The sequence below is a fragment of the Rhizobium sp. IY2 genome (genome assembly GCF_047532935.1).
In the GTDB taxonomy this organism is placed as follows: domain Bacteria; phylum Pseudomonadota; class Alphaproteobacteria; order Rhizobiales; family Rhizobiaceae; genus Rhizobium; species Rhizobium anhuiense.
This window is the reverse complement of the sequence record NZ_JBLKNU010000011.1, coordinates 118,430-130,783: the sequence shown is the minus strand read 5'-3', so window position 1 is coordinate 130,783 and position 12,354 is coordinate 118,430. Positions and strand designations below refer to the sequence as shown.

Annotated in this window: 12 protein-coding genes; 2 read left to right on the top strand and 10 right to left on the bottom strand. The window is 63.1% G+C overall.

All coding sequences use genetic code 11. The features are described 5' to 3' along the window. Nucleotides 1-73: 73 nt before the first annotated feature. From ACMUVN_RS27090 to ACMUVN_RS27070, 5 genes are all read right to left on the bottom strand, one after another. Entirely contained in the window at nt 74-469 is a 396-nt protein-coding gene (locus tag ACMUVN_RS27090) for a VOC family protein (protein ID WP_414815696.1), read from the bottom strand. Between the two features lie 79 nt (nt 470-548). Beyond that, nucleotides 549-1,298 carry an ABC transporter permease gene (locus ACMUVN_RS27085; RefSeq protein ID WP_028756622.1) on the bottom strand — a complete coding sequence of 250 codons (750 nt, stop codon included), beginning with the start codon at nt 1,296-1,298 and terminating at the stop codon, nt 549-551. Then, a complete protein-coding gene (locus tag ACMUVN_RS27080) occupies nt 1,295-2,239 on the bottom strand; it encodes an ABC transporter ATP-binding protein (protein WP_414815695.1) in 945 nt (314 codons plus the stop codon). Before ACMUVN_RS27080 ends, ACMUVN_RS27085 begins: the two co-directional genes overlap by 4 nt. Then, on the bottom strand, nt 2,236-3,402 hold the full coding sequence (locus ACMUVN_RS27075) for an ABC transporter permease (protein ID WP_414815694.1): 1,167 nt from the start codon (nt 3,400-3,402) through the stop codon (nt 2,236-2,238). Before ACMUVN_RS27075 ends, ACMUVN_RS27080 begins: the two co-directional genes overlap by 4 nt. 86 nt (nt 3,403-3,488) lie before the next feature. After that, complete coding sequence (locus ACMUVN_RS27070) at nt 3,489-4,397, bottom strand: ABC transporter substrate-binding protein (RefSeq protein WP_028756619.1); 909 nt, start codon at nt 4,395-4,397, stop codon at nt 3,489-3,491. Between the two features lie 420 nt (nt 4,398-4,817). Here ACMUVN_RS27070 and ACMUVN_RS27065 point away from each other — a divergent pair, with 420 nt between their 5' ends. Together ACMUVN_RS27065 and ACMUVN_RS27060 are read left to right on the top strand one after the other, a co-directional pair. Further along, entirely contained in the window at nt 4,818-6,062 is a 1,245-nt protein-coding gene (locus ACMUVN_RS27065) for a LysR family transcriptional regulator (RefSeq protein ID WP_063474756.1), read from the top strand. Continuing rightward, nucleotides 6,059-6,784, top strand: coding sequence for a copper homeostasis protein CutC (locus tag ACMUVN_RS27060; protein ID WP_414815693.1), 726 nt, complete (start codon nt 6,059-6,061; stop codon nt 6,782-6,784). The genes ACMUVN_RS27065 and ACMUVN_RS27060 overlap by 4 nt, the downstream gene beginning before the upstream one ends. Before the next feature lie 76 nt (nt 6,785-6,860). Here the strand turns inward: ACMUVN_RS27060 and ACMUVN_RS27055 are convergent, their stop codons facing one another. The 5 genes from ACMUVN_RS27055 to ACMUVN_RS27035 all read right to left on the bottom strand — a co-directional run bounded on the left by ACMUVN_RS27055 (nt 6,861) and on the right by ACMUVN_RS27035 (nt 12,342). Beyond that, nucleotides 6,861-7,238, bottom strand: a complete 378-nt coding sequence (locus ACMUVN_RS27055) for a hypothetical protein (RefSeq protein WP_047617082.1) — start codon at nt 7,236-7,238, stop codon at nt 6,861-6,863. Nucleotides 7,239-7,609: 371 nt separating this feature from the next. After that, entirely contained in the window at nt 7,610-8,629 is a 1,020-nt protein-coding gene (locus tag ACMUVN_RS27050) for a zinc-binding alcohol dehydrogenase family protein (RefSeq protein WP_097622860.1), read from the bottom strand. Nucleotides 8,630-8,692: 63 nt separating this feature from the next. After that, nucleotides 8,693-9,667, bottom strand: coding sequence for an ABC transporter permease (locus tag ACMUVN_RS27045; protein WP_028757718.1), 975 nt, complete (start codon nt 9,665-9,667; stop codon nt 8,693-8,695). A gap of 27 nt (nt 9,668-9,694) precedes the next feature. Continuing rightward, on the bottom strand, nt 9,695-11,248 hold the full coding sequence (locus tag ACMUVN_RS27040; protein WP_048338242.1) for a sugar ABC transporter ATP-binding protein: 1,554 nt from the start codon (nt 11,246-11,248) through the stop codon (nt 9,695-9,697). A gap of 104 nt (nt 11,249-11,352) precedes the next feature. Further along, complete coding sequence (locus ACMUVN_RS27035) at nt 11,353-12,342, bottom strand: ABC transporter substrate-binding protein (RefSeq protein WP_048338243.1); 990 nt, start codon at nt 12,340-12,342, stop codon at nt 11,353-11,355. Nucleotides 12,343-12,354: the final 12 nt, after the last annotated feature.

Sequence of the window (12,354 nt, the reverse complement as noted above, 5' to 3'; positions counted from 1 at the left end):
GCGGGCTCCTGATTCATGCCGCTCGAAGCTGTGGGATTAGGTGTGGAGTAGAACTATGTCGCCGCAAGAAGCGTCAGAGAAACCGGCCGTGGCGCTGCAGCACTTCGATCTTGTAGCCGTCGGGATCGCTGATGAAGAAGAACAGGCCGAAGAGCTTGCCGTCGCGGTTGAGCTCCACCAGTTCGCCGGGATGAAGCCCGAGGTTCGACAGCCGCTTGCGTTCGACCGACACCTCTTCGACCGAGACGGCGAGATGACCATAGGCATTGCCGAGCTCGTAAGGCGCGGTCCGGCCCTTGTTGACGGTCAGCTCCAGCTCGAAGCCGGTCTCGGCATTGCTCAGATAGATCAGCGTGAAGGTTTCGAAATCGACGCGGTCGGCGACCGAAAGGCCGAAGGCCTTGCCGTAGAAGTCGACGGAGCGCGCCTCGTCGAGAACGCGGATCATCGAGTGGATCATCTTCGCCAATTCTGCCTCCCATTCCACGACAGCGCCGCGCGTCTTTTCAGACGCGCAAAGGACGCTGTGGCACTTGGTACCCGTCCTTTTACGCCGGGCGCAAGCCGATTCTTCGGGTGATCGCCGCTTCGACCAGGCCCATGGCGTCATAGATCAGCACCGCCATCAGGCCGACGATCAGGCCGCCCTGCAGAATGAAGGCGGTATTGTCGGAAATCAGCCCGGCGATGATCACCTCGCCGAGACCCTTTGCCGCAACCGTCGAGCCGATCGTCGCCGTGCCGATATTGATCACGGTCGCCACCTTCAGCCCTTCGAGGATCAGCGGCAGGGCAAGCGGCAGCTCGACGCGAAACAGCCGCTGCGTGCCGTTCATGCCCATGCCGTCGGCGGCATCGAGCACCTGCGGCGAAACCTGTTTCAAGCCGGCGACGGTGTTTTCGAAGATCGGCAGCAGACCATAGAGAAAGAGCGCAATCAGCGTCGGCATGGCGCCGAAGCCGGTGGCGGGAACGGCGAGCGCCAGCACCGCGACCGGCGGAAAGGTCTGCCCCGCATTGGCGATGGCGCGCGACAGCGGCAGGAAGTCAGCCCCGCTTTCCCGCGTCACGAAAATGCCGCCGACAACGGCAAGCACGGCGCTGCAGACAATCGAGCCGATCACCAGTTGCAGATGGCCGACGGCCAGCGAGGCAAGGCTGTTCTGCGTATAGACGGCGGGCGCATTGTTGTTGGTCAACGGCGTGAGCAGGAAGGAAAGCCACTCCGTCCTGAACAGCAGGATCAAGAGCAGGGCGAGCGCCGCCAGGCGGAAGAGATTGGCGACGAGGAGTTTCATGCCTTGCGGCCCAGTTCGAGAAGCCGGCTCATCGAAATCGACCCGACAGCCGCCTTCTCGCCGTTCTCAACGGCCGCCTCGTCGACCCCCTGCCAGATCATTTCGGCCAGCGCATCACGCAGGCTGAGCGACTGCGGCAGGGCATAGGCGAGACCGCTTTTTGCCGGCGCCATGCTTTCCTTGAGCGGCAGCAGCGACATCAGCTTCAGCGCCCGGTCGGAGGTGCCGGTCAATTGCTGCACGAAGGGATCGGCCGGCTCGGTGAGGATCTTTTCCGGGGTCGAGCATTGCAGCAATCGGCCCTGGCTCATGACAGCGATCTGGTTGCCGAGATGGAAGGCCTCGTCCATGTCGTGGGTGACGAGAATGATCGTCGTGCCGAACTGCTTCTGGATCGCCAGCAGATCGTCCTGCGCCTTGCCGCGGATGACCGGGTCGAGCGCCCCGAAGGGTTCGTCCATCAACAGCAGTTCCGGCTCGGCCGCCAGCGCCCGGGCGACGCCGACACGCTGCTGCTGGCCGCCGGAAAGCTGGTGCGGGTATTTGTCGGCAAAGGTCGCCGGATCGAGGTTGAAAAGCCCGAGCAGTTCCTCGACCCGTTTGGCGATGCGGGCGGAATCCCAATCGAGAAGCTGCGGGACAGTGGCGATATTCTGCGCCACGGTGCGGTGCGGAAACAGGCCGTGGCCCTGGATGGCATAGCCGATCTTGCGGCGCAGCTCGGTCACCTCAACGTCCATGACATTCTGCCCGCCGACGAAGATCTGACCTTCGGTGATCGGCACCAACCGGTTGATCATCCGCATCAGCGTCGATTTGCCCGAGCCCGAGGTGCCGACGATGACGGTGATCTCACCCTTCTCGACCTTCATCGAGACGTCGTCGACGACGGTGGCCGTGCCGTAGCGCTTGGTGACGTTCCTGATCTCGATCATGCTCATGCGGCGGATCCCCGGATGCTGTCGATGACCGCATCGAGGATGACGGCCGATGAGAAAGCGAAGAAGACGGTCGGCACGGCGCCGAGCAGGACGAGGTCCATGGCCGTCTGGCCGAGCCCCTGGAAGATGAAGATGCCGAAGCCGCCGCCGCCGATCAGCGCGGCGATCGTCACCATGCCGATCGCCTGCACCAGCACGATGCGGATGCCGGTGAGGATGACGGGGAAGGCGAGCGGCATGTCGATGCGGGTCAGGATCTGCAAGCGCGTCAGTCCCATGCCGGCGGCCGCGTCGCGCACCGCGGGGTCGACGCCCTGCAGGCCGACGACGGTGTTGGCGACGATCGGCAGCAGCGAATAGAGCACCAGTGCGATCAATGCCGGCGCCGTGCCGATGCCGCGGATGCCGATGGCAGCGGCCAGCGGCACATGGGTGGCGAGATAACCGAGCGGCAGCATCAGCAGGCCGAAGAGCGCCAGACTCGGGATCGTCTGGATGAGGCTCAGCCCCTGCAGCACGATGGCCCGCAGCTTCGGCACCCAGAAGCAGAGGATGCCGAGCGGCAGGCCGAGAATGATGGCGATGGCGAGCGAGCCGAAGGCCAGCAGCAGATGCGAAATCGCCTCGGTCTCGAATTGCGCAGCCCGTGTGGAAAATTCCTTCATGATCGAAAGGCTGTCGAGCAGGCCTGACGTGAGCGAGAGGAACAGCAGCGCCGTATAGGCCGCAAGGGCTGCGACCCGCATCCACGGCGCCAGCCGGATTTTGACAAGCGCATCTGATATCACGAGCCCGATGACGGCAAACAGCACCCAGAAACCGCCGCCGGGCGTCATCCGCGCCACCGTGCTGCCGGGCGGCGTCGCCGCCGCCGAGACGAGGCCGATCGCAACGATCAGCGCCGCAAGGCAGAGCGTCGCGACCGTAAGCCGGGCAAGGGCGTTGGTGAGCAGCAGCGCGGCGAAAGCGGTGAGAAGGAGAAGCACGGTCAGGATGATGACGGAAGGCTGGGGAAGAAGCTGCGTGAGCAGCATCGGCTTGCCGGCGGCGATACGGTTGGCCTTCACATAGATGAAGGGCATCAGGGCCGTCGCCGCAATGCCGCCGGCCACCAGAACCACGCCGAGCCGGTCCAGCCTGCGGACCGCTGAGGTTTCTTCCATCAATTCAACCCTGTCTGCCAACCTGTCCGCTCAATCCTATCAGCAAAGGGAGGCTCCGCCCGAACGTCGGGCGGAGCGAGCGATGACTATTTCAGGAAGCCTTTTTCCTTCAGATAGGCTTCCGCGACGGACTTTGCCGGCTCGCCGTCGACCTGGATCTTGGCGTTGAGCTTGCGCAATTCGTCGGCGGTCAGGCTCTTGAAGATCGGCGAGAGCACTTCCTCGATCTTCGGATTGGCCTTCAGCACCTCTTCGCGGATGATCGGCGTCGGCGCATAGACCTGCTGCACGTTCTTGTCGTCTTCGAGAACGGTCAGTTCGGCCGCTTCGATCGCGCCGTCGGTGCCGTAGACCATCGCGGTATTGACGCCGTTCGTCTGGTCGGCGGCCGCCTTGATCGTCGCCGCCGTATCGCCGCCGGAGAGAACGACGGTCTGGTCGGGCTTCAGCTGGAAGCCATAGGTCGTCTGGAAGGCGGGAAGCGCACCGGCCGAATTGACGAATTCGGCGGAGGCGGCAAGTTTGGCGGCACCGCCGCCGGCAACCCATTTGCCGAAGTCCGTCAGGCTCTTCAGCTTGTTCGGTTGGGCGACATCATTGCGCACGGCGAGCGCCCAGGTATTGTTGGCAGGCGACGGCGTCAGCCAGACGATCTTGTTGGCGTCGTAATCGAGTTTCTTCGCCAGCTCATAGCCCTGGTCGATGTTCTTCCAGGCGGCATCATCCGCCTTGTTGAAGAAGAAACCGGCATTGCCGGTATATTCGGGATAGATGTCGATTTCGCCAGCGGTGATCGCCTTGCGCACGACCGGTGTCGCGCCGAGCGCGATGCGGTCCTGCGTCTTGATGCCGTTGGCTTCGAGCGCGAGCGCGATGACGTTGCCGAGCAGCGTGCCTTCGGTGTCGATCTTCGACGAGACGACGACGTCGGCGGCCTGGGCCGCACCCACCGCGAAGGCGGAGAGCGAGACGGCAAGTGCGAGTTTCTTCAGCATGGAATATCCCCTGTGTTAACACCGTTGAATGAGGCTCAAGCCCTTGGCGGTAGGCTTGCGCGCAGAAGATCCGCCGGCGAGGGCGACGAGGCCGCCATCATGCCGGAATTGCGTGCGTCATGGAAATAGCGTGCCCACCCGAAAAATCGATGCAAGCCCCCTCCAGTATTTGCGGTCGCGGCACGATTATGGCGGCGAATGCACCTCCACGCGCGGAAACGCATTCCCTTTTCCAAGGCCGGCGCGATTTGTTTTTGTCCCCTTGCGTGTTTCCACGATGCTCCGGTGCTCTTTCACGGTTTCCCGGCGCCCGGATTTTTTATGACGGAAACGATAGCCCGCCTATTCTGAGGCAGGGATATCTTTTTTCATGAACACATCATATCGTCCGGTTTTTTCAGCGCTTTCCGGAGGTGGCCATTGCATCTTGGTGCCCTGTTCATTGCAAGCCATGTGCTGACATCCGGCTCGGTGCGCGAGACCGCGCGCCGCTTCCAGCTGTCACCCTCCACTGTCTCCACCGCAATCCATAATCTCGAGACCGAACTGGCGATAAAACTGACCGAGCGCGCCTCCGGCGAGCTGGTGACGCTGATTGCGAGCGGCAGGGTGCTGGACGGGCTGGAGCCGATCATGGCTGCGATTGCCGAGCTCGGCCAACTGACCGGCCATGACGGCGCCGCCGAGGCCTACGAGACCTGGGCATCCCGCATCCCCGTCAAGATCGTCACCATGGAGCGTTTTTTGGAAGTGGCCGACCAGGGCAGCATCAACCGGGCCGCCCGCCGGCTTCGCTTGGGTCAGCCACAGCTTTCACTGCAGCTTGCCAATCTTGAGAAATTTCTGGGTGCTCGGCTGTTCGAGCGGCAGGCGCAGGGCTCGGTGCTGACGGAAGAGGGCAGGCGCGCCTATCAGATTTTCATGGCGATCAGCCAGGCATGGAACGACCTGAAATCGTCGGCCGACGAGCGTTACCGACGCACCGCCCGATCGCTGCGCATCGGCTCGATCATCCCGACCGGCTCGGAAAGCTGGGTGGCGCGCTGCCTGGGCGTGCTGGTCTCCGAATGGAATGCCCGTCGCAACAATAATGCGATCTCGCTGGTGTCGATGACCGCCGACGATCTGCGCGAGGCGCTGAAGAACGGTCGCATCGACGTGGCGATCCTGGACTCGGTCTTCGGCCTCGAAAGCTTCCGGCATCGCGAATTGCTGCAGACCGACATGGTGGTGATCGCGCCACCTGACAGCACCGAGATGAGCGTCGCCGATCTCGTCGCCGGCCATGCGATCTGCATGCCGAGCCCACGCACCGGCCTCGGCCATGCGGCCATGGCCTTCAGCTACGAGCGCGCGCCCAACCGGCGCCTGCGCGGCCAGGATATCACCGCGGCGGATTCGCTGCCTGTGATCGTCGACCTCGTCGCCAATCACGGCTATGTCTCCTTCCTCGGTCGGGTCAGCGCCCTGCCGATCGCCGACAAGGTGCGCATCGTCGATCTCGACGTGCACCTGCCGATGTCCTATCACGTCGCTTTCAACCATCGCAAAGCCGCCGCCGATGCCTGCACCGTCATCATCGAGGCGGCGGCGAGAATTACGTCGGAAACCGTCGCGCAAACCAAAAGGCAGGCGGACGCCGGAGCCAGGGAGACTGCAGCGTGACCATCTTGCTCGAAGTGTGCGTCGACAGCGCCGAAGGCCTTGCCAGCGCGATCGAAGGCGGCGCCGGCCGCATCGAACTCTGCTCGGCGTTGGAACTCGGCGGGCTGACGCCGCTACCGAGCCTGATGCGGATCGCCGCCCGCGCGCCCATTCCGGTCTATGCGATGATCCGCCCGCATGCCGGTCCCTTCATCTTCGACAAGGCGGACGAAGAGGCGATGATGATCGATATCGACGCGGTGCGCACAGCAGGCCTCGCCGGCGTCGTCATCGGCGCCAACCGGCCGGACGGGACGCTCGACATGCCGCTGATCCACCGCTTGAAGGCGCATGCGGCCGGCCTCGGCTCGACGCTGCATCGCGCTTTCGATCTGGTGCCGGATGCCGATCAGGCGCTGGAGCAGGCGGTCGAGCTCGGTTGCGAGCGGATATTGACCTCCGGCTGCGCGCTGAAGGCGGCCGACGGCCTCGAGGCGCTGAAGCGCATTTCGGCCAAGGCTGCCGGCCGCATCTCGATCATGCCCAGCAGCGGCATCCGCCCGACAAATGTCGGGGAGATCCTGCAGGCGACCGGCGCTCGCGAGGTCCACGGCTCCTGCAGTTCACCGGTCGAAAGCGCCGATCCGCGCGCGGTGGCCTTCGGGTTTGAGGCGAAAAGCACGAACAAGACGGATGTCGCGGTTGTGAGGGAGATGCGCAGGGCGATCGAGGCGGTGGGTTAGAAGTTGTAGCCCGCGCCAGCATCGAGACGAGACAGCCCCTCATCCCATCGGCGTGAGGGACAGCAAAGACGGCCCATCACTCGCGATCGTGCACGACGCCCATGATATCGCCCCTGCGGGAGACGCTCACCAGGAGATCGTCCCCGTCTCGCCATGCTCGGATCAGATATCGTTCACCCACGTCCTTCACATCTCTGACGCGGTAACCACGTCTCTCAAGGAGGCGAACCGCATCGTCCGGCCCGAAATTGTCCCGACCCGAGCGCCATCCGCTTCGCTGGTCGTGGTGGCGATTCCATCGCTGCAGAAAATCCGTTTCCGTCTGGTTATCGTCGGGATCGGAATAGAACTCCGATCCCTGGCCTTCCTGGATGACCACCTGCGCGCGGGCCGGCACCGTAAGTGGCATTGTCAGCGCCGCAGCCATTGCCAAGGAAGCAATTCGCATTTTCATCGCTCGACCCTTTCCATCACTCAATCGACGAAGTTCTGCCGGCTATCCGGCGGCCCCACTTATGGACACTTCCGTATTCGTCTGTGTGCTTTTTGATTGAGAAATGTTGCGCGACATCTTGCGCGCCGGTTGGAGGCGAAGAGTACCAACAAAACGGATGTCGCCGTTGTGAGGGAGATGCGCAGGGTGATCGAGGTGGCCGCAGGATAACGGAGCGTGGGGACAGGGAGCCCCTTTTTGTCGATTGCACCCCCCGTTTCGTCATCCTCCGCTCAAGGCCGAGGATGACGGAGTGTGGGGGAACCTAAGCAGCAAGTACGGCGAACATGACAAAATAATCGCCTAATTCTGCAGGACTTTTCCGACGCTGCCTAACCCCCGATAGTGATGACAGCCTTGATCAACCCATTCTTCTCATGCGCCCAGCGGGCGAGATCGCGCGGCGCGTCGGCAAGCGTCGTGCGGTGGGTGATGAGTTTCTCCACCGGCACCAGGCCTTTGGCGATCGAATCCGCGACATGCTCGAAATCGACGCGGGTGGCGTTGCGGCTGCCGATCACCATCATCTCGCGCTTGTGGAATTCGGGATCGGAGAAGCGGATATCGTCCTTGACGACGCTGACCAGTACCAGCGCGCCGCCATGGGCGACGAAGGAGAAGGCCTTTTCCATCGAAGGGCCGTAACCCGTCGCATCGAAGACCACGTCGAAACCGTCGCCGTTGGTTTTGGTGCGAACGCTCTCCGCTGCCGCCTCGTTGGCAACGATGCCGGAGGTGAAGCCGAAGCGCTCCGAGGCCATCTGCAGCCGCTCGGTGCTGGTATCGAGCAGCGTCACCTCATGTCCTGCGATGCGCGAGAAGATCGCCGCCCCGAGCCCGATCGGCCCGGCGCCGATGACGAGCGCCCGCGCACCGGGGCCGGTCATCGAACGGCGCACCGCATGGGCGCCGATTGCCAGGAACTCGGTCGTTGCCGCCGCCTCGAGGCTCAGGCCCTTGGCGGGATAGAGATTGCCGGATGGAACCGAAATCTCCTCGCAGAAGGCGCCGTCGGTATGGACTCCGAGCACCTTGATGTTGGTGCAGCAATTCGGCTTGCCCTGACGGCAGGCGACACATTGCCCGCAGGAGAGATAGGGATTGACGATGACGGGCGTGCCGACCGCGATCGCCACACCTTCGCCGGCTTCCAGCACCGTCGCCGAGATCTCATGCCCCATCACCCGGGGATATTCGAGGAAGGGGTGCTTGCCCTCGAAGATGTGGTAGTCGGTGCCGCAGATGCCGACATGGCTGACGGCAAGCCGCACCCAGCCGGCGGCGGGAGCCGCTGGCGAAGGACGCTCGACGATATCGAGCACGCCGGGCTCCCGGCAAAGAACTGCTTTCATGACGGGTCTCGCATTCCTTGAATGGAAGAAGCCGGCTCGTTCAAGCCGGCTGTCTCATGTCGCTCAATTGCTCCGGCGGCGGCGCAGCTGGTCGAAGAACACGATCACGATGATCAGCAGACCGGTGATGATGCGCTGCCAGAAGGAGTTGACGTTCAGAAGGTTCGCGCCGTTGTTGATGGTGGCGAGAATGAAAGCGCCGATCAGCGGCCCGTGCACCGAGCCGACCGCGCCGAACAGGCTGGTGCCGCCGATGACGGACGAGGCAATCGCCTGCAGTTCCCAGCCGTCGGCCTGCGTTGCATTGCCGATGGCGATGCGCGAGGCGAGCAGCACGCCGACGAAGGCGGCGAAGGAGGCCGAGAGGATATAGGCAAGATAGATCATGCCCTTGACGTTGACGCCGGAAAGGCGCGCCGCCTCGGCGTTCGAACCGACCGCGAAGAGATAGCGGCCCCAACGGCTCAGATGCAGGAAGATGAAGGAGGGGACCGCCACCAGGATGACCATCCAGAACAGGCTCGGAATACTGAGCAGATCGGCGCGGGCGAAATTGCTGAAGCCCTCATTGGTGATGTTGATCGTCGAACCGTTGGTGATCAGCAGGCCGATGCCGCGCAGCGATGTCAGGGTTGCCAGCGTGATGATGAACGGCGGCAGGCCCATATGAACGATGCCGAAGCCATGGAAGGCGCCGATCGCCACGCCGATGGCGAGCGTCAGCGCGATCGCCCCCCAGAGCGGCACGCCGGCCTGCAGCAGCCAGGCGATGATGACGGTGCAGAAGCCGACGATGGCGCCGACGGAAAGATCGATGCCGGCGGTGATGATGACGAAGGTCTGTCCGAGTGCGAGGATCGCCGTCATCGCGCCCTGACGCAGCAGGTTCGAAATGTTGAGCGGCGTCCAGAAGCTCGGGGTGACGACGCCGAGCACGATCCAGAGGAAGATCAGCAGGCCGATCAGCGTCAGGCCGAACAGGATGTTCATTTTCCGGCGCGGCGGCGGTGCGACGATCTCAGTGGGGGTGGCAGTCATGAATTTTCTCCCTCTTATTCTTTTGGCTCAGACGCCGATCGCTTCGCTGAGCACTTCTTCATGCGTCGCCGCGTGGAAATCATGGCTGGCGACGATCTTGCCGGCGCGGAAGACGTGCAGCCGGTCGGCCAGTTCGTAGACTTCGGGCAGGTAGGAGGAGATCAGGATGATGCCCGCGCCGTCCTTCAGAAGCTTGGCGAAGAGCCGGTAGATTTCCGCCTTGGTGCCGACGTCGACGCCGACAGTCGGTTCGTCGAAGATGAAGAGCCGGGCGCCATGGCTCAGCCATTTGCCGATGACGATCTTCTGCTGGTTGCCGCCCGACATGCTGGAGGCCGGAACGCGCCGGCTCGGCGTCTTGATGCTGAGATCGCGGATCTGCTTGTCGGCATTGGCCGACTCGCGCGCATGGTTGATCACAGGTCCGTGGCTAAGCCGTCCGAACACCGGCAGGTTGATGTTGAGGCCGATCGGCAGGTTGAGGCAAAGCCCTTGGTCGCGCCGGCTTTCCGGCGCCAGCGCAATGCCGAGCTCCATCGCGGTGCGTTCGTTCTTGATGTCGACGCGCTTGCCCATCCACTGGATATCGCCTGATGTCGTCGGCTGGCGTCCATAGAGCCCGAGCGCGAATTCGCTGCGCCCGGCGCCGATCAGGCCGTAGAGCCCGACAATCTGGCCCGCCTTGACGCTGAGCGACACGTCTTCGAAACCCGGACCGGAAAGACCGTTGACGGCAAGGATCGTCTCGCCGATCGCAATCTCTTCCTTGTGGTAGATCTGTTCGATCGAGCGGTTGATCATCAGCGCGATCAGCTCGGCATCGTTGGTCTCGCCGATCAGGCGCGTGCCGACATGCGTGCCGTCGCGCAGCACCGAGACACGGTCGGCAAGTTCGAAGACTTCCTCCATGCGGTGGCTGATATAGACGATGGTGACGCCTTCGCCCTGCAGGCGGCGGATCAGCTTGAAGAGCTGCGCCGATTCCTGGCGGGTGAGATAGGCTGTGGGTTCGTCGAAGATCAGGAACTGCGTGCCGCGCATTGCCGCGCGTGCCGTTGCCACCAGCTGCTGCTGGCCGATCGTCAGCGAGCTCAACAGCGCACCGGCCGGCAGGCCGAAGCCGAGATCGTCGAGCACGGCCTGCGCCATCTTCTCCATCTGCTTCTTGCGCATCAGGCCGTAGCGGTTGACCTCGTCGCCGAGGAAGAGATTGGCGGCGACCGTCAGGTGCCGGCAGAGCACGACTTCCTGGTGGACGGCATTGATGCCGCGGGCGATCGCCTCGTTCGGCGTCGACAGCCCCACCGGCTGGCCGCACCACAGCACTTCGCCGGCCGTGCGGGTGATGACGCCGGTCAGTAATTTGATCAGGGTGGATTTGCCGGCGCCGTTTTCGCCGACGATGGCGTGGATTTCGCCGGCGAGGAAGGTCAGCGTCGCTGGCTTCAGCGCCTGCACATGACCGTAATTCTTCTGCAGGCCCTTGAGTTCGAGGATAGGCGATCCGGCGGGAATTCGATTGGCTTCTTTCAGCGTCGCGCTGTCATCATGGCGATGACTGACCTCTTCCAGTCCGATCATGGACCTCTCCTCCTTGTGTCACGTCTGCTCCACCCCCGGTAACCATACCATGGATGGAAAAGGCCGCGCCGGTTTTTGAAGCCGGCGCGGCCTGTCTGTCTTTGTTACTTGATCTTCGGGTTCAGCAGTGCGTCGATCTTCGGATCGGCCATATTCGCCTTGGTGACGAGGTTTGCGCCGGTGTCGACATTGGCTTCGACCTTCTCGCCCTTGGAGACGGCAAGAGCGGTCTTCACGCCGTCATAACCCATGCGGTAGGGGTCCTGAACGACGAGGCCGGCAATCGCACCATCCTTGAGGAAGCCGACCGTCTTGTCGTCGCTGTCGAAGCCGATGACCTTGATCTTGTCGCCGAGCTTGTTTTCAGCAATCGCCTGGCCGACGCCCTGCGCCATGATCAGGTTCGAGGCGAAGATGCCGACGAGGTTCGGGTTTGCCGTGATCAGGTCGGTCATCATGTTGAGGCCGGTCGTTGCCTGGCCATCGCCGTACTTGTCGGCAATCACCTTCAGGCCGGGATACTTGGTCTTCACCTGATCCAGGAAGCCTTCGCGGCGCTGTTCCAGCGAGCCGACGCCCGGAAGATTGGTGAGGATGACGATTTCGCCCTCTTCCTTGCCGGTGGCGCCCTTGATGGCGGCGGCAAGGCCGTCGGCGGCGATGCGGCCGCCCTGAACGTTGTCGGTCGTCAGGAACGACTTGAACGCCTTGGAGTCGGCAGCGGAGTCAATGCCGATGATCGGAACCGACTTGGCGGCTTCATCGATCGGCTTGCCGAGCGCCTTGAATTCGGTCGGCGAAATGACGACGGCGGCCGGCTTGCCGGCAACAGCATTCTCCAGAATGCTGATCTGGCCGTTGACGTCGGATTCGGCCTGTGCGCCGAGTTCCGGCACGTTGACGCCGAGATCCTTGCCAGCCTTGCGCGCGCCGGCCAGAACGATCTGCCAGTAGAAGGACGTCGTGTCCTTGACGATGATCGGGATCGTCACGTCGGCGGCAAACGACGTTGCCGGCATCGCCGTGGCGATGACCGCGGCACCCGCAAGCGCCGTAAAGGCGCGACGGGACAGAAGGGATTTCACGATACTCATAAGGGTTCTCCT